General features: G+C 61.4%; 13 protein-coding genes. 4 read left to right on the forward strand and 9 right to left on the reverse strand.

Annotated features, from left to right (window positions below):
- The first annotated feature begins 127 nt into the window (after nucleotides 1-127).
- On the forward strand, nucleotides 128-1,306 hold the full coding sequence (locus CFE428DRAFT_RS24865; RefSeq protein ID WP_006982440.1) for a glycosyltransferase: 1,179 nt from the start codon (nucleotides 128-130) through the stop codon (nucleotides 1,304-1,306).
- A 94-nt stretch (nucleotides 1,307-1,400) separates the two neighbouring features.
- Here CFE428DRAFT_RS24865 and CFE428DRAFT_RS34440 read toward each other — a convergent pair whose 3' ends face one another.
- Entirely contained in the window at nucleotides 1,401-2,285 is an 885-nt protein-coding gene (locus CFE428DRAFT_RS34440; RefSeq protein WP_006982441.1) for a response regulator, read from the reverse strand.
- A gap of 306 nt (nucleotides 2,286-2,591) precedes the next feature.
- Here CFE428DRAFT_RS34440 and CFE428DRAFT_RS24875 point away from each other — a divergent pair, with 306 nt between their 5' ends.
- The gene (locus CFE428DRAFT_RS24875; RefSeq protein WP_006982442.1) at nucleotides 2,592-3,272 is read left to right on the forward strand and encodes a hypothetical protein; all 681 of its coding nucleotides are present in this window, start codon (nucleotides 2,592-2,594) and stop codon (nucleotides 3,270-3,272) included.
- 8 nt (nucleotides 3,273-3,280) lie between these two features.
- Here the strand turns inward: CFE428DRAFT_RS24875 and CFE428DRAFT_RS24880 are convergent, their stop codons facing one another.
- The 3 genes from CFE428DRAFT_RS24880 to CFE428DRAFT_RS24890 all read right to left on the reverse strand — a co-directional run bounded on the left by CFE428DRAFT_RS24880 (nucleotide 3,281) and on the right by CFE428DRAFT_RS24890 (nucleotide 5,764).
- Nucleotides 3,281-3,961: a hypothetical protein gene (locus tag CFE428DRAFT_RS24880; protein ID WP_042725752.1), complete on the reverse strand. Its 681-nt coding sequence runs from the start codon at nucleotides 3,959-3,961 to the stop codon at nucleotides 3,281-3,283.
- 266 nt (nucleotides 3,962-4,227) lie between these two features.
- A complete protein-coding gene (locus CFE428DRAFT_RS24885) occupies nucleotides 4,228-5,196 on the reverse strand; it encodes a hypothetical protein (protein WP_006982444.1) in 969 nt (322 codons plus the stop codon).
- A gap of 151 nt (nucleotides 5,197-5,347) precedes the next feature.
- Nucleotides 5,348-5,764, reverse strand: a complete 417-nt coding sequence (locus CFE428DRAFT_RS24890; RefSeq protein WP_157447625.1) for a response regulator — start codon at nucleotides 5,762-5,764, stop codon at nucleotides 5,348-5,350.
- Between the two features lie 515 nt (nucleotides 5,765-6,279).
- Between CFE428DRAFT_RS24890 and CFE428DRAFT_RS24895 the strand changes: the two genes are divergently transcribed.
- Nucleotides 6,280-7,722: a DUF1501 domain-containing protein gene (locus tag CFE428DRAFT_RS24895; protein ID WP_006982446.1), complete on the forward strand. Its 1,443-nt coding sequence runs from the start codon at nucleotides 6,280-6,282 to the stop codon at nucleotides 7,720-7,722.
- 17 nt (nucleotides 7,723-7,739) lie between these two features.
- Nucleotides 7,740-10,655: a PSD1 and planctomycete cytochrome C domain-containing protein gene (locus tag CFE428DRAFT_RS24900; protein WP_006982447.1), complete on the forward strand. Its 2,916-nt coding sequence runs from the start codon at nucleotides 7,740-7,742 to the stop codon at nucleotides 10,653-10,655.
- A gap of 756 nt (nucleotides 10,656-11,411) precedes the next feature.
- Here the strand turns inward: CFE428DRAFT_RS24900 and CFE428DRAFT_RS24910 are convergent.
- The 5 genes from CFE428DRAFT_RS24910 to CFE428DRAFT_RS34445 all read right to left on the reverse strand — a co-directional run bounded on the left by CFE428DRAFT_RS24910 (nucleotide 11,412) and on the right by CFE428DRAFT_RS34445 (nucleotide 17,799).
- Nucleotides 11,412-12,353 (reverse strand): DUF4886 domain-containing protein, encoded by a 942-nt coding sequence (locus CFE428DRAFT_RS24910; protein WP_042725765.1) that lies wholly within the window; start codon nucleotides 12,351-12,353, stop codon nucleotides 11,412-11,414.
- A gap of 262 nt (nucleotides 12,354-12,615) precedes the next feature.
- Complete coding sequence (locus CFE428DRAFT_RS24915) at nucleotides 12,616-14,307, reverse strand: LamG-like jellyroll fold domain-containing protein (RefSeq protein WP_006982449.1); 1,692 nt, start codon at nucleotides 14,305-14,307, stop codon at nucleotides 12,616-12,618.
- Between the two features lie 4 nt (nucleotides 14,308-14,311).
- Nucleotides 14,312-14,848, reverse strand: coding sequence for a sigma-70 family RNA polymerase sigma factor (locus CFE428DRAFT_RS24920; RefSeq protein ID WP_006982450.1), 537 nt, complete (start codon nucleotides 14,846-14,848; stop codon nucleotides 14,312-14,314).
- Between the two features lie 280 nt (nucleotides 14,849-15,128).
- Nucleotides 15,129-16,793: a DUF7133 domain-containing protein gene (locus CFE428DRAFT_RS24925; RefSeq protein ID WP_049975749.1), complete on the reverse strand. Its 1,665-nt coding sequence runs from the start codon at nucleotides 16,791-16,793 to the stop codon at nucleotides 15,129-15,131.
- Nucleotides 16,696-17,799, reverse strand: a complete 1,104-nt coding sequence (locus CFE428DRAFT_RS34445) for a DUF7133 domain-containing protein (RefSeq protein WP_006982452.1) — start codon at nucleotides 17,797-17,799, stop codon at nucleotides 16,696-16,698. Before CFE428DRAFT_RS34445 ends, CFE428DRAFT_RS24925 begins: the two co-directional genes overlap by 98 nt.
- Nucleotides 17,800-17,880: the final 81 nt, after the last annotated feature.

The raw sequence follows: 17,880 nt of genomic DNA on the forward strand, positions 1-17,880 counted from the left end.
CCTTTCCGCCCCGTCCGAAAGCCCGCCACGCCCCCCGTCACCCCCAGTCCCTGGCCACGCGCTTGCGCCATTGGATGGTGGGTGTTGGACGTTGGATGTTGGATGTTTTCCCCCGCCTCCCTCTCGCGTGAAAATCTGCGACCTCACGCAATTTTACTCCCCGGTCAGCGGCGGCGTGAAACGGTACGTCTCCGAAAAGGTCCGCTACATCCGCGAGCAGACCGAGCGCGACGAGCACGTCCTCATTATCCCCGGCGAGCGCGATGAAGTGATCGCCAGCGACCGCGCGCGCGTCTACACCGTCAAGTCTCCGCTCATCTCGCGCACCTCGCGTTACCGCGTCCTGCTGCGGCTCGAAGCCGTCGAGGCGATCCTCATGCGCGAGTGTCCGGACCTCATCGAAAGCGGCGACCCCTACCAGGTTGCGTGGAAAGCGGTGTACTCCGGCACCGCACTCCGCATCCCCGTCGTCGGCTTCTATCATTCGCACTTCCCCGAGGCTTACGTTCGCACGGCACGGAAATATTGCGGCCCGCTGGTGACCGAGATGTTCATGGACTTTTCCCGGCGTTACATCCGCAATCTCTACAACCGCTTCGAGCGCACGCTCGTTCCTTCGCCGGCGTTGGGCGATTTGCTCGCCTCGTGGGGTGTGCGCAATCTCGCCCACACCGATCTCGGCGTGCACACCGCGGTCTTCCATCCGAAGGCGTTTCCGGACGAGGACGTCCGCGCGGAATTTGGCATCCCGCGCGACCGCACCCTGCTCCTCTACGTCGGCCGGCTGGCGCAGGAAAAAAACACCCAGACCCTCTTCGCCGCCTTCCGCGAACTCACCGCGCGCCACCCGCAACGGTTCCATCTCTTCGTCGTGGGCGATGGGCTGCAGCGGGCCGAATTGCTCGCGCTGCAACACGACACGAGCGCCGTCACCTGGCTCGACTACTGCGCCGAAGCACCGCGCCTCGCCACGCTCTATCGCGGCGCCGATCTCTTCGTGCATCCCGGCGTGCAGGAAACCTTCGGTCTCGTCACCCTCGAGGCACAGGCTTGCGGGACGCCGGTCATCGGGATTCGCGGCAGCTACATGGACCGCATCATCCACAGCGACCAGACGCTGTGGGCGCGTGAAAATTCTCCAGCCGCGCTGGCCACGGCGATCGAGCAGATGAGCTGCGAGGATCTCTCGAAAACCGGCGCCCGGGCCAGCCGCCGCGTGGCCGCGCAATACTCCTGGACGCAGATTTTCGTCCGCATGTTCTCCCTTTACGGGGAGGTCGTGCGAAACTACGCCCCGCGCTCCTGACGGAAAGCGCGACTACGACCAGGCGCTTAACTCGCGACGGTCGCGGTTTGCCCAGTCCAGCATTTGCCTGGATCGAGCGCGCGAGTGCTCGACTTCAGCCTGCAAGCTCTTCCCTCGCGTGCGAGATTCTCTCGTCGTAAGGAGCAGGCAGGATTTGCACCGTGTCGCAGAGGCATAAGCCCAAGTTTGCACCTGCGAGTTCCGGCTCGCGCGAGCCGTAGAAAAGCTCGTTGGGCTCGTCGAGCAGCTCGAGTTCGGAACGGTATCCGATGCCGTTACCCCGCTCCAGGAAGCGAAATCCCACGTAATGGAAGTGCCCGCTGCGCTCAGATTGGACGATCACAACGGGGAAGTGCTGCTCGCATTCGTCCGTAAAGATCGCGCAGTGCGGCAGACCGATCTCTTCGTAGCTGACGCTGAGATTATCGAGCGGCCGGATGCAAAATATCGCCCGCCCCGCTCGCACGTCGTCCTCATCGGCAATCCGGTCGGTGAGACAGGGAATGTCCCGCCACCTGTCGAGGTCGATGTCAAGGCTCCCCGGCGGCCGCTTGCGGCGCGCCAGCAAGATCCTGATGGCCCGCTCCAGTTCGTCGGCTTCGACGGGTTTATACACGATCTGGCCTTTGATACTCTGGATGTAGGTGTTGATCTCCGTCGCTTCCGGGTCAGTGACGAACAACAACCGGGGAACCATCTGTGGCTTCACCCGCTGCACTGCGAGGTAAAACATGTCCCCGGCCATGAACGGCATGGTCATGTCGCAAATGATCAGGTCGAAATCAAAGGCCATGATAGCACGGATGGCGTCTGCGCCATTGGCTACCGTGGTTACAACGAACTCGTGAGATTTCACGAGGAATTTAAGCGTGGAACGAATACGCGAGGCGAGCAGCTGATTGTCATCTACGAGGAGTACGTGTTTGTATTCCAACTCACCGCAACCGCCAGGCACTTGTGTAAAGGCTGGAGCACTCATAACGCCCGTGATGCTACGGAGGCCCTCTTTGTAATGTCACTTAAAATATGCAAACTTTTGAATGCCCGTTTGAGTACTGGTTTGTACGTATTTTTGTCTGGACAAAACGAGCCGGTGTGTACCGCCAGAGGAGCTTTTGATGCGAGTGGTGGCCGGTCTTTTCGCGTGGTTGCAGCGTTCCCTTTAGAGCGTGATCGAAGCGATGCGCCGGAAGCGAAAATGCCTGGCTGCGCAGCCATTCCCGAGTGGGAAGTTACACGCAGGTTTGACCTCCACCGCGAAGTTGTCCAAGACTACGCCTCGCTCATGACCGAAGGAAAACAATTCGAAATCCGGAAATTTCAGCCCTCCGACCGGGCCCGCGTGCGCGAGCTCTGCTGCGAGACCGGCTTTCTCGGCAACCCCATCGACCCCGTCTTCGAGGACCGCGAGCTCTTCGCCGATTACCTCACCGCCTACTACACCGACTGGGAGCCCGAGTCCTCCTTCGTCCTGCTCGTGAACGGCGAAATCCGCGGCTACCTGCTCGGCTCACGCTTCCCCTTCCGCCAGCAGTGCTACGCGTTTTACCAGAACATCAGCCTCTTCCTCCGCGGCATCGTGCGCTACGCGAATTACAACGACGCCTCGAAGAAATTCGTGCAATGGATCCTGCGCACCGCGTGGAAGGAAGTGCCCGCCGCCCCGCGCCGCACCGCGCACTTTCACATCAATCTCCTCACCGACGCGCGCAATCTCGCCACCTCGCGTGCGATCACGGATGCGTATTTGAAATACCTCTACGAGCACGGCGAAAAGCGCGTCTTCGGCCAGATGGTCGTCTTCGAAGATCGCCGCGGGGAAAAGATGTTCGAGCGCTACGGGTTCAAGGTGCTGAACAAATCCGAGATCACCAAGTACCGAGACATTCATCCGCACCCGGTTTACCTCTGCACGGTGGTCAAGGACCTCACGGAGAATAGCCAGCTTTACGCGAAGGCGTTGTAGCGACTACCCTAACACTCCGGCACCGGCTCATGCGCCATTTGCGGGACGCGCGAGGGGAAGAGATAGCCGGCTTGCAAGAGACGCAGCCGCGCGTCGGCCGGCATTTCGTGGGTGATGGCCGTGCCGTAGGAAAAGCCCGGGATGCCGATGAGGATGACCGGCTTCTTCGCTTCCTGCGCGCGCAGCACGGTCATCTCCAGCAGCCAAAAGAAATGGCGGGCGTGGATGTTCTCAAATTCGAGGTCCTGCTCCGAGACGTGCCGCGCGAAAGTGGTGCGCACGTGGCCGTCTTCATCCACCAGCTTGCTCTTGCCCACGGGCTTGAGTTCCGGCTGCCAGATGGCGAAGGCGGAATTGTGATACTCCCCTTCTTCGCGGCCATGCCGGATGCAATTGGGCAGCACCGAAAACGCGAGCGGAAAGGGCGACCATCCCGGCGTGATCGTGAGCGGCGCGGAAGGCTTGACGAAACTGCGCAGCAGCGGGCTGCATTTTTGCGTGTCCTTCACGCTCTCCGCCTGGTCCTCCACGTTCTGGATCCATTCGAATTCGCTGCTCAAAAGTCCGGGTCGCAGTTTCGATTCCTTGGGCGTGCGTTTCAACACGCCAAGGAGATAGCAGAAGGAGGAGTCTGGCTCGTCGCAGAGTTCGTCAAAGGCGTACATGGCGGAGAGAATTTGCGCTTTCAAAACTAAGCGAGAATCGGGCCAGAAACGGGTCGCGAATGGCGCGTTTGCCGCGCGTTTTTCCGGCGCTTGCGCGTGCGGTTTTCAGCGCATCTGCGTGGCGGGACGTATCAGGCAAAGGGCAACTGCTTCATGCGTGAGATATTGCGTCGCGAGGCTGCGCGTGCGGCGGCGGACGGGAATCGCGCGGAAACGCGTAGATGGGTTTTTGGCGCGCGGCGCGAAAATAGTTTTCGATCGTGCCGCGAGTGTAAGAACGCAGCGGATCCTCACTCCTTCTCCGTCAAATGCGGCAGCTCCGCGCGCAGCTGTTCCCGCAAATCCCGGATGCTCGAATACGAGATGCAGCGATGCGAGCGGACGTCGAATTTGAGATCGTCGTGTCCCCGCGCGATGAGCAGTGTCGGCCGTCGGCAGCCCCACGCGTAGCCGACTTCGAGATACACATTCGGATTGCTCCCGGTGAGATCCGCGATCACCAGGGAGGCGCTCTCGATGCGTTCCTTGATGCGCTCGAGGATGTCGCCGGTGAAGACCGCCATGTCCACGCGTTCGCAGAGCAGGCCCGCGGCGTTGACCGGGCCTTTGACGCCAAATTCAAACACATCCTCCATCTCCTCGCTGAAGGGCATGGCGACAAAGACATGCTTCTTCTTCTGCGAGGCGAGCCCGGCATCGATACTCTCGGATATCTTGATCGAACGCGCACGCGCCGCTTTCATCAGCGCCGGAGGAGGTGGCGGCACGACCTTGCTCAGGATCGCCTTGAGCCGCTCCGCGCGATCGCGATTGCGCTCCACGATCCAGATTTGCTCGAGCTGGCCCGTCTGCTCCGCCTCGATCGTCTCGAAGGCGCCAGCCAATTGCGCGCGAAACGCTTCCTGTTCATCCAGCCCATAGCCCACGCCATGGATGGTCATCCCGAGAATCCTGGCCTTGGGAAAAGTTTGCGCGGCGATGCGCACGGCGTCGCGGCCGAATTGGCGGATGCGGCTGTAATCAAACTTCCACAACTGCTCGACACCGAGAAAGAGAATGTGCTGTGGTCCAAAGGAAGCGTCTCCGGGAAAGGTTGCGTGCGTGCCCGGGCTGAGCCGGAACCCGCGAGCGATCTCCGGAATATTCTCCGCCACCTTGGAATCCGCGCCGTGAAATCCCTGCGCGTATTTCAGCGCGAGGACATCCACCTCCGCCGCCGTAACATCGATGCAAACGATTTTGAATTCGACCTGGGACATCCGGGGTTTTCTTTCGGGGAAATGACAGCGGCAAACGCGTGCGCTGTCGAGGGCGGAGCAACGGAGGGACGCGCTCCTGCGCATTCCGATACTTTAATCTGTCGCCTCCGCCTGCTGGATGGGACCGCACCGCAGCGCGGCCTCCGTGGGCTTACACCCCCCTGGCTGCTTCTTCGTTGCGCTTCAGGACCATGCCGATGCTCCGCACCAATTCCTCGGTCAACACCGGCTTGAAAATGACCTGGGTGTCGACCCCCTTCAGGAAGGTATCCACCTTGGGGTTGTCGGCGTAGCCGGTCACGAAAAGGAAACGCGAATTCAGATGTGGTTTCACCTTCTGGACGGCCAGGTAAAACATGTCACCGGCCATCTTGGGCATCATCATGTCGCAGATGATGACATCGAAATCGAACGCCATGACCTCGCGCAGGGCGTCGACGCCGTTGGCGGCGGTGGTGACGATATAATTGTGGGTCTCCAGAAGGAGCTTCAGGGTATTGGCCAAATCTTCGTCGTCGTCCACCAAGAGAATGTTCTTGATTTCCAACTCTTGAGATTGGGCGGACAAGGCGGATGGGGTCGGCGCAGGCATCGCTTGCTTACCATACCCAACAAACGCGAGGTGTCATCGACAAAACGCCGGCTCGCTTCTGTTGGAGGGGACGATGTTCTGAGGTTAAAAACGGGTTTAAATTGGAAACACTGAGGACGCAGAGCGGCCGGGCCGCAGCCAAACGGCTGCTTCTCTCAAAATCCCACCCTCTTTTCCTGCATTCCCGCCGGCCCCTTCCCGTTTGACGTCCGCGAAATACCGCATAAGTTATTGGCAATCAACGCGAAATGAAAATAAACGTCGCGTCCTCTTCTTCCCCCTTTCAGCGGTACCCCTTTTGCTGCATCTCCGTGTTCACCCGTAGCCGGTTACGGCTTCCGAAAAATCCACGTTTACCCTGATTTTTGGCTCCTGAGCAGATTGTTTAAATCGGTTTGCTAAGTCCTCATTAGGGGCGACGATATTAACTCGATCATACACCGATCCATTTCACCAACCTCCACCGAGCAAACCTCAACCATCCCCAAGCCATGACCCCAGTGACAGACCATACGAAGACGGACAAGTTCCTCCGCGAGCATTCCATCAATGCCGATCACCTGATTTTTACCCGCCGGGATTTCCTGATGCGGACGGGCATGGGCATGGGCGCCCTGAGCCTCGCTGGCATGTTTGGCCTCAACGTCGGTGACGCCGTCGGCGCTCCGCTGGGCACGGCTGGCATTCCGACCGGCCCGCTCGCCCCGAAGCAGCCGCAATTCCCAGTCAAGGCCAAGGCGGTCATTCACCTTTTTGCTTCCGGTGGTCCGTCGCAGGTCGATACTTGGGACCCGAAGCCTGAACTGACGAAGTACACGGACAAGACCATTCCGGGTCATGACGGTCTGGCCTTCGGTTCGCCCTTCGAGTTCAAGAAGAGCGGCAAGTCCGGCGTGGAGACGAGCTCGGTGTTTCCGGAACTCTCCACGGTGATCGACGAAATGGCGGTCATCCGCTCGCTCTGGACCGACATCCCGGCGCACGAAGTCGCCCAGCGCTTCATGCACACCGGTTCGCTCCAGTTGCCGAAGCCCTCGATGGGTTCCTGGCTGGTCTATGGTCTCGGCACCGAGAACCAGAACATGCCTGGCTTCATCACCATGGGCGGCTCTCCGGAATGGCGCCAGGCGTCGTTCCTCCCGGGCGTCTATCAAGGCTGCAACGTGAACTACAACAGCAAGATGGACCTCGATGAGGTCATCATGAACATCAAGAACCAGTTCACGCCGATGGACCGCCAGCGCCGCGAGCTCGATCTCGTCAAGCAGCTCAATGCCCTGCATGCCGCGAAGCTCCAGAAGGACGCGCAGCTCGAAGCGCGTATCGAGTCGTTCGAAATGGCGTTCAAGATGCAGACCGAAGCGACCGACGCTTTCGACATCTCCAAGGAGTCCGACGCCACCCGCGATGCCTACGGCCGCACGGAAGTCGGCGCCAAATTACTCGTCGCCCGCCGCCTCGTGGAGCGCGGTGTCCGCTTCGTGCAGATCGACCTCGGTAGCTGGGATCACCACGGCAATCTCGCCGTCGTCCTCAAGCAAAAGGCCGGCGAAATCGACGGACCTGCCGCGGCGCTCATCAAGGATCTCAAGCAGAAGGGCCTGCTCGACAGCACGCTCGTCCTCTGGGGCGGTGAATTCGGCCGCACGGTCACCCGTGACCGCAACGGCAATGCCCAACCGGGCCGCGACCACAACGGCCGCGCCATGGTGGCGTGGATGGCGGGTGGCGGCGTCAAGGGCGGCACGGCCTACGGTGCGACCGACGAGTTCGGCTCGCGCGCCGTGGAGAACAAGGTGCACATCCACGATCTGCACGCCACGATCATGCAGCTCATGGGCTTCGACCACACCAAGCTCACCTATCGCTACAACGGTCGCGACTTCCGCTTCACCGACAACTTCGGCAACGTCGTCAAAGACATCATTGCCTAAACCCACCCTGTAATCGCATGACTATGCGCGTAACAGCCTACATCCTCACCGGGGCGATCGCCGCTCTGGCGACGGCCTCGGCCGCGGAGGATTTCACGCCTGAGCAGAAGGATTTCTTCGATAAGAAGATCAAGCCGATCCTCACGGATAAGTGCTACAAGTGCCACAGCGCCGAAGCCGGCAAGAGCAAGGGCGGCCTGCTGCTCGACTCTCGCGAAGCTTCCCTGAAGGGCGGCGACACCGGCCCGGCAGTGGTCCCTGGGGATACCGAAAAGAGCCTCCTGCTCACTGCTATCTCTTACAAGGACAAGGACTTGCAGATGCCTCCGAAGGGCGAGAAGCTCTCGGATAAGGAAATCGCCGACCTCACCACATGGGTGAAGACCGGCGCGGCGGATACCCGTGTGGCGGTCAAGGGCAAGCTCTCCGGCTTGACCGACAAGGCCCGCCAACACTGGGCTTATCAGCCGGTCGTGAAGCCGGCGGTTCCGGCGGTGAAAAACCGTGCCTGGTGCTATACCCCGGTCGACGCCTTCATCCTGCAAAAGCTGGAAGAGAAGAACATGATCCCGGCGCCGCCGGCGGATCGTGAAACCCTGCTCCGCCGTGCGACCTACGACCTCATCGGTCTGCCGCCGACACTCGACGAGATCAAGGAATTCACCGCTGATCCCGCGCCGCTCGAGGTGGCCTTTGACAAGGTCGTGCAGCGTCTGCTGGCTTCGCCGCATTACGGCGAACGCTGGGGCCGCTTCTGGCTGGATTCGGCTCGTTATTCCGACACGACGGGTGACCGCGTGAACAATCGGAACACCGAGTATCGTTTCCCCTATGCCTGGACCTACCGCGACTACGTCGTGCGCGCGTTCAATGACGACAAGCCGTACGATCGCTTCATCATCGAGCAGCTCGCGGCCGACAAGCTCACCGACCTGAAAGACCAGCGCGACCTCGCGGCCCTGGGCTTCCTCACCGTCGGCAAGCGCGGTGGCAACATCAACGATCTCATCGACGATCGCATCGACACCTACTCGAAGGCCTTCCTGGCCATGACGGTGGCGTGCGCGCGTTGCCACGATCACATGTTCGACCCGATCCCGACCAAGGATTACTATGCGCTCCATGGTGTCTTCGCCAGCACCGAAGAACCCAAGGAGAAGCCGGTGATTTCGCAGGCGGGCAAGGCGGCTGCCGCGGAGTTCCAGCAGAAGCTGGGCGCTCTCGAGCAGGCGAACCTCGATAATTACTACAAGCTCGCTTCACAGACGAACGCCTCCTTCCGTAAAGACGCCGCCACCTATCTCAAGGTGTGGTACCTGACCCGGACGACCGCCAGCGCGGAAGACCAGAAGAAGGGCGCCGACCTGCGTGCGGCCTCCAAGCTCGAAGTCGAAGTCACCCGCTCGCTGAATCGCCTCAATCGCGATCAGTCGGTCTTCGGCCCGCTTACGGCCTTCCAGCGGGGCTCATGGTCTTCGGTCAACTGGCAGAAGATCAACCCGCTCGTGGCGACCGCCTTCAAGGGCATGAACCCGTCGACGATCGACGAGATCGTTCCGGTTTACGCGAAGCTCTTCGGTGGCGTCGAAGCCAAGGCCGGCCAATACGAGAAGGAACTCGCTTCGGCGAAGGACGGCTCACCGACGATCACGGCGGATACCGCGCAGGCGGAACTCATGTCGTTCCCGCTGCGCATGCTGCCCGCTGCGAACCTGGACACGGAAGCGCTCCGCAAGGAAGTCGATACGACTTTCCCGCTTGGCCTGCGTAACCGCGGCTGGTCCTTCAACAAGATCAACGCGCTCACCATGACCGACAACGGCGCCGATGCCCGTGCGATGGTCGTGGAAGACAAGCCCACGCCGGTGAATTCGCCGGTGTTCATCCGCGGCTTGTCTGAAAACAAGGGCGACATCGTCCCGCGTCACTTCCTGGAGATTCTCTCCGGTGGTCACCCGACGGCGTTCAAGCATGGCAGCGGTCGTCTCGAGCTCGCTCAAGACACCGCCAGCAAGAACAATCCGCTCACCGCTCGTGTGATGGTCAATCGTGTGTGGATGCACCACTTCGGTGAAGGCTTCGTCCGCACTCCGGACGATCTCGGTACCATGTCCGAGAAGCCGACGCATCCGGAACTGCTCGACTACCTCTCCTCCTACTTCATGGAGCAGGGCTGGTCGGTGAAGAAGCTCCACCGCTTGATCATGCTCTCCAAGGTTTACCAGGAGGACAGCCACATCCTGCAGGGTTCGGATTACACCTCGATCGATCCGGAGAACCGCCTCCTCTGGCGGGCCAACGTGCGCCGTCTCGATTTCGAGGAGACGCGTGACTCGCTCCTCGTCATGGCCAACAAGCTCGACGCGGCGGTTGGCGGCCAGCCGGTGAATCTCACCGACGAACCGTACAGCCATCGTCGCAGCATCTACGGCTATGTGGATCGCGGTGATATTCCGGAACTGATGGCGAGCTTCGACTTCAGCAACCCGCTGGCGCCGAACTCGAAGCGGACCACCACGGTGGTGCCGCAACAGGCCCTGTTCCTCATGAACAGCCCGTTCGTCATCGATGTGGCCCGCAGCATCCTGGCGCAGCCGGGTGTCTCGCACGTCTCGTCGAACAACGACCGCATCATCAACATCTACCGCATCATCCTGGGACGCACTCCGAAGACGGAGGAGTTCCCCATCGCCTACGCGTTCCTCCAGAAGGAACTTGGTCAGCAGGACAAAGTCGTTGCTGAAGCCAAGGACATGACGGAGAAGGCCGAGAAGAAGGCCGAAGACCGCGCCAAGCGTTTGGGCACCATGAATGACAACGGCATGACGGCCATCCAGAACAAGGGTGACATCGTCGAGCGCAAGCCGCTCACCGGTTGGGAGACCTTCGCGCACGCGTTGCTGCTCTCGAACGAAGCGTCCTACGTCAACTAACCAAAGCATTTCTCTCGGCTCGCTCCGGCGAACCGGGTAAACGCCTCACCAAGCGCCCCGCAGCTCCGTGCTGCGGGGCGTTTTTGTTTGGCGGTGTTGGCCGTATCGGACCTGGAGAAAAGCGCTGTCATCTCCATGCCACGCGTGGTTCCGCCGCCTGTGTTCTTGGACAGCGTCTCGTGCTGAATCCGCATGGAGTGCTAATTGCTGAGAGAGGCGCGGAGGCAAAATTCCGGGGAGCGCACTCGTCCCAAGTGCTGGTTTCGGCGTCTCGCCGAAACGAACTTTTACAATTTCTGGAGTCCGAGGGGCGGACGACCACAGGGAGCGCTGTAAAAAAGTCCGCGAAGGCGGGGACGCCTTCGCCAGCACTCGAGACGAGCGCGCTCCCCGGAAGTTCCACTTCCGCGCTCTATCTCGACCCACCCGTCATGTCACGAATGACAGACTATCGGGAAATCGCCGCTCCCAGTGAGGCGTCCACTTCGACGTTTGCGTTCCTGGACCAATGAGAGGCGCGGCTGCGGCACTGGGAGGGGCGACTTTCCAGAAAGGACCCTGCGCCGCGGAGCGGTGCCCTTCAGCGACGGCGCTTCGCGCCGAGGTCTTTTCGGTCGGCGACTAAAAAGTCGCCGCTCCCAGCAACACCATTCGTCGCGGCGTCTCCCTATTGCGGAGACCTGTGTATAAGGATCAGCCGGGACGGCGCCGCTAAAGAAAGCGGCTTTCGCCGCACGTCACGCTCTTTCTTGGCGCCTACTTCGCTTCCTGCACCGCGCGATGGGCGGTCTCGCGGAGGAACTTCGCATACTCGGGATCCAGACCCTGCGGCACGAATGTGTTCTTCTCCACGTCCTTGCCGAACATCACTTCATACCACACGCACGCGCCGAGATATTCTCCCGCCATGGAGGCGTGATGTCCGTCCATCGTCAGCTTCGTGGTGCCGTCCGGTTGCTTCTTCCAACTCCAACCGACGTTGAGCGAGTGGGTCTGGTCTGGCAGTGTGCCGGAAGCGGCGCTCTTCGCGTCGAAGGGCGGTTGCGGGGCGTGGTACTCCCACTTCGAATCATGGTTCGCAATGTGAAAGGCGTCGCCCACGGGCAGCCGCTGCAGACCGAGTTCCTTGGAGATGGTCGAGTAAGCGCTGGAGAGACCCTGATACATCTCATCCTGCGATTTTGGTTCACCCGGCGCCGGTGCCTTTTGCGAAAAGCGCGGATCATCGACCCGATATTCCCATGTCTCGTGAATGAGCAGCGTCGTGTCGGGCGCGTACTTTTTGATGTAATCGCTGAGCTCTTTGGCGAAGGGACGATACGTCTTGATGTCGTGGCTCTTGATGCTCGCCTGCTGAATCGTCACGAAATCCCAATGGCCGCCGGCGAGATCATCCTTCAAGCTCTTGCTTCCGGTATAGACGCCAGCCTTGTCACCCGGATGGGCATCCGCCGCTTCCGCCTTGCCCCAGTGCAGTTCCATGCTCGCGCCGCCGACATTGTCCTCGTGCAGCACCAAGGTATCACCCGACGCACGGGCCAGGTCGCCGAGGTAATGCGTCGCGTTGTGGGAGAAGCTGTTGCCCACGGTGAGCAGGTGAACGGTCTTGCCGCCCGTGCTCTCGGCGCCGTACATCGCCGTGCAAAGCAGTGACCCGGTGAGAAGGAAAGTCAGGAGAGAACGGCGTGGGAGAAGCATGGCATTCAACGAAGAGAGTTGGGGGTGGTTAGTCAAGTTGGAGAGCACGGGCGTGGTTGCGACGCTGCTCTTGTTGTCATGCGCATTCTTCCGAGATAGGGCACAAGAGAAGAGTGGAAGTTTTAAAAGTTCGCGAAGGCGAGGACGCCTTCGCCAGCACTCGAGACGAGTGCGCTCCCCGGAGCTCTCCGATCGCCCATTACGCGCAGGAGCGTGTCTCTCCGTGTCTTGCCGCCCGTCTGCTTGCCTTCCCTCGGCCGCTTTACTTCTGGAAGTTCTTCACCAGCGTCGCCGTGACCGCCTGGTCATTCCGGCCGGTTTCGTAGATGTGAAGAATGTCATCTGCGTTGAGCGGGGCGGAGAGAATGGCCACTTCATCGATACGGCCCTGGAGGTTGCGGGCACTGTCCTTGGCGCTGCGCGGCACTACGCCGGCGCGCCATTGCTCACCGTCGCGAAGCGCCCAGTTGCCGATTTCGAAAGTCTCGAGTTGGAGGAGTGCACGCACGCCGAGCTTTTCCGAGCTCACCGGTTGGCCATTGAAGTAATTGGTCACCGTATCCGTGGTGCTGTCGTAGGCGCTTGCGATGCACACCCACGCACCCAGCATATCCGGCGTGAACAGCGTGTCGCTGTGATGATAACGCCAGCCAGTGGGATCTCCGGCTTTGCCGATGTGAACGCCGAACCCCAGTTCACCCCAACGACCGATGTACCATTGCACATCGCCCGTGCCCAGGCCGTCGCCCATGATGAGCGACTGCGGCCGATCCGGCAGCGAGTCGACGCGCACCCAGGCGATCAGCGTCATGGATTCAAAGCCACCCGGCAAATTCAAGCGAAGCCGATCCTCCGCGCGGCTGAACTCGACCGCGCTCTTCCCCGGCCAGCGCCCTTCGGCATATTGACAGCCGACCATATTCGCCGGCGAACCCGGAATCGCCCGCCATGCCCGATTTGGCACCGTGCGCGACCAGCCGCGATCCCCTTCGAAATCGAGATGCACCAACGCCGCCGGGTGCTCGCTCAACGCCTGGCTGGCCGCATGCCACGCCGCGAGACGGCCTTGCACACTGGCGCGTTCGCGTTGGGCCAATTCTTCGTCGCTCAAGAACTGATCGCGCCGCGCCGGAATGTCATGCACCTGGTCGTGAACGATCTGCACCGCCTGATTTTGATGCAACTTGCGCTCCGCCGATTGCGCGTTCTGCAAGCCGACGAGGCCATTGAAAACGTGCACTTCCGGCGAACCGCCGATCGGCAGGCTGCAGCCAAATTCCGTGCCGTAGTCCACCACGGCAAACTTCGACGTCTTCACCGAAAACCCATGCGCTGGTTCCGGCACCTGAGCACGCAACTTGCCGCTGCCGAGGAAGGCCGAATTGTCGGTGAGCAGTTGGAGTTCCGCCGGCCCCTCGAGGATCACGCGAGCGCCGCGGGAGAATTCGATTTGCACCGCGCCGGATTTCAAATGCAGCCACCCTGGGGTGAGACTTTCGCCGCGCTGCCGGCCGAGGCCGCTATCCGCCCACACGGCATCCGCCGAATGGGTGAGCACCGCCACGCTCATCTGCTGAACGCGCTGATTCCACGGCAACAACGACGGCACCGCCACGAAGAGCGCGATGACCGCCGCAGCCGCCAGGGCAGCTACGCCGATCTTCCAATTCGGCCGCGGGAACGGAATGACCTTGCGCGCCTTTTCCTTTTCCTTCTTCGGCTGGGGAGCCGCGGGCAAAGGACGCAGGACCAGGCCCTCGGCCTCGGCATCGCGACGGCCCCACTCGGCTTCGCCCCATTGGCGGATCAAGGCGTTCCAGCGGGCCAGCTCCCAAAAATCTTCGCGCGCCCGCGGCGAGGCGAGCAGCATGTTCGAAAGCTCGGCGCGCTCTTCGGCCGTGAGCATCTGGTCGAAATAGCGCTGCAAAAGAAGCTGGGTGCGTTCGTCGCTCATGGCTTCAGGAATTGGCGGCGAGCATGCGTTGCGTCACGCAATCGCGCAAGAAAACCCGGGCGCGCGACAGGGCGACATGCACGGATTCCACGGTCCAGCCGAGTCGCGTGGCGATCTCCGGCGGACGATGGGCCTGCTGATAGCGAAGTTCGACCGCTTCGCGGGCCTTGGGGGCCAGGCCTTCCATGCACTTGGCGAGATGTTGAAGTTGTTCGTCCGAATACCACGTCTCGGCGGTTCCGTGGGCGGCGAGGGCTTCGAGCACCTCGGGCGCGAGCCGATCCGGCACCGGCGCGTGCTTTTCCAAGGTCTGGAGCACCTTGTAACGGGCAATCGTCCACGCCCAGGCGCGGAAATTGGTGCCCCGCTGAAAAGTGGCGGCCTTGGCCGTGATGACGAGGAAAGTTTCCTGCACGATGTCATCCACCAGACTGAAGTCGCTGACCAGCGAAAGCACAAACCCGCGCAGTGCCGGAAGGTGCTGCACGAAAAGGCTTTGCACCAAGGCGGTTTGTTCTGGGCTCGCGGGAGCGGATGGCATTCGCTAAAGTATCGGTGGAAACGGCCGAACTTAGCACGGGTTTCGGCTCATTTTTCAGATAAAATGAAGAGGCGGCGCACCGCCTTTCTATTGGTGGATTGGCATCGGCCGCGGATCCGTTTAGCGGACGCCGTTTGCCAGCCCGGAGGGCTGCAGGAACCGTAGCCGGGGGGGTAAGCGAGCTTGCGAGCGCCATCTTCAGGGAAACAAAAAAGGGAGCCATAGGATGACTATGGCTCCCTTTTCGGTCAGCGGTCATGGACCGCCGCTTTGATTTTCCTTACTTCGCGGCCGCCTTCTTCACGTCCACCGGCTTGCGCAGTTCATCCACGCTCCACGGCTTGGTGTGATCCTTGATCGCGGCGCGCACCGCGGTGACGAAACTCGGCGAGACGGGGTTGGCGGTGTGCTCCCATTCCCGGCGGATGTAGGTCAGGATCCCGGCGACTTGTTCGTCGTTGAAAATAGGCAGGCCGGGCATTTCGAGCTGCCACTTGTTGCCTTTCACATCGATCGGGCCACTGAGGCCTTCGGTCACGATGCGGATGATCTTGTCCGGATCGCCGAGCACCCATTCGGAATCGACGAGCGGCGGCGCGAGACCCGCCATACCCTGGCCGGTCGGCTGGTGGCACGCGATGCAGATGCTGGAGTAGATCGTCTTACCCTCTTCGTAAAGGGCCTGTTCGGACGCGGTGAGCGGCTTCACCACCGGCTCGACCCAGCCCGGCTTGCCGGACCACACGATTTGCGGGTCGATGCGGGCGACGAGCGCCTTGATCTTCCCATCCTTGCTGGCCTGCAGGGTGGCCATGGCCGCGGGCGCCGAGGCCAATTTGAGCGGACGGAAATAAGTTGGGCCCTTGGATTTCTTGCCGGGCGCCTTGCCGGCCATGCCATTGAGCATCGCCACCTGGCGCGCACCACCGGCGGGTTGGGCTCCGATGAGATCGAGCAGTTGCCCGACATGTGCGGCGTTGCGTTCCTTCATCACGCAACCGGCCAGCGTCGAGAGGACATCGCTCTTTGCCAGCTTGGCGTCTTCCGTGGGCGGCAGCTTCAACAGGGTGTCGAGATAATCGATCTCATGTCCACTCAAGCCGCTGGCGGCGGCTTCGCCGAAAATGGGGCCGCCATTTTCCAGCAGGGTGAGCAGCGCCTTGCCGGCCGCGGGCTCCGCATCGCCGCTCAGTTTGAAAGCGAGGTGCAGGCGCACTTCCGCGCTCGGATCATTGGTTAGCTTCGCCAGCTCGGGCAGCGTCGTCGCCGGATCAGACATGCGCACGGCAGCGGCGCGGACCTTGTCCACCTTGTCGTGCAAGGCGGTGGTGATGACCGCGGGCGTGAGCGCATTCATGCCCTCGAGCGTCCAGAGCGCTTGCACGCGGGTCTGCGGCGAGGCATTCGTCGCGGCGAGCTTTTGCAGGTCCGGGACCACCTTCGGGTCGTTGCGCTCCACGAGCACGCGTTGCGCGGTGTCGCGCACCCAGCCGTTGTCGCTGGTGAGCATCGCCGGAATCCGCTCCGTTTCCTTCGGCAACCGGGTGAGCTTCGGCTTTGCGCCATCCGGCACGATGCGGTAGATGCGGCCGAGCGTGAAGGGCGTCTCCAGCTTGCGATCCTGGATGTTCTTCACGAGGTAATACGTGAGGAAACCCCGGTGCTGAATCACGCCGCGGGCAATGTCCACGATGTAGAGCGCGCCATCCGGGCCGGTGTAGGCATTCACCGGGCGGAACCGTTCGTCGGTCGAGGTCATGAACTCCTTGCCCTCGTAAGCATTCGCCGCCGTGATTTCGCCGTCCTTCTCGCTGAGCGTCACGCGCTTGATGAGATTGCCGGCCGGTTCAGGGATGAAGACGTTGCCGTAGTATTCCTTCGGGAAAAGATGCGCGCGATACACGCCCGGCCCGCAGGTCGCGGTCACGCCTTTGCAGCGTGCCATTCGGCCGTAGCGTCCCTTTCACCAACTTGCCGTCCTTCGTCGTGTCCTCGATGTAGCCACGGTTCACGCCGGGAGTCGGCACGCTCGGCCACGTCGTCTGGTCCTTCATCACCTGCACGCCGAGAGCGGTGCGGTTGGTGAGGTGATTGTTGCGCAGGTAATAGCTCGTCGGCAGGAAATTTGCGCGGAGGAGGTCGCTGTTCGAGTTGGTGAATTCGCGGCCCCAGTCATCCTGCGTCAGGCCCCACTGGCCGAAGGGCACGTCTTCCTGTTTCAAAAACTGGCCGCCCGGCTGCAGCCGGAAACGGAAGGTGTAGCCGGCGGAAGTGATCCAGTTGTCCATCATCCACGTGGGGCTGTTTGCCATGTGCTCCGGCTGGCCGCCCTTGGTGGCGAAGTGATCGGTGACGAGATCCTGTTTGTCCGCCACACCCGTGCCCTTGGTGTCGTGATACCAGGTGAGATTCGGCGGCTCATTGACCAGCGCGCCATCGCCCAGCGCCATGACTGCGCGCGGCAGCAGCAGGTTATCGACGAAGACCGTCTTCTTGTCGTAAACGCCATCGCCCTTCGTGCTCTCCAGGCGGCTGATGCGGCAGGTCGGCTGATCTTCCCCCGTGCCATCCACATCATGCATGTAACCGCGCATCTCCACCACATACATGCGCGCCTGGTCGTCCCAGGAAATGGCGATCGGCGTCTCGATCATCGGTTCGCTGGCCACCAGTTCCGCATGGAAGCCGGGCGGCAGCTTGAAGGTCTTGAGCTCCTCCTGCGGCGTCAGCGGCTTGGGCGGCGGCAGCGGGAAATGGATTTCCGGATTCGTCGGCCCACCGCCCGCGCGCTTCGGCCCGGTGTAACCGGTTGTGTCGCTGGATTTGGAATCCTTGTCGGGCTGTTTGCCATTGGAGTTTTCCTGGTCTGCGCTAAAGGTGGCGCAAGGCAGGAGTAGAAGAGCGATAGTCGAGACGAGAATCGAGGTCGGTGAACGGAAGGGGGTGCGCATGGCGGGGCGGCAGAGTAAAAAGAATAGACGTAAATGCAAGGTCCTGACATTTCGGCGGACGTGGGCCAATAAACCCAAGGT

The sequence above is a fragment of the Chthoniobacter flavus Ellin428 genome, assembly GCF_000173075.1.
Taxonomy (GTDB): Bacteria; Verrucomicrobiota; Verrucomicrobiia; order Chthoniobacterales; family Chthoniobacteraceae; genus Chthoniobacter; species Chthoniobacter flavus.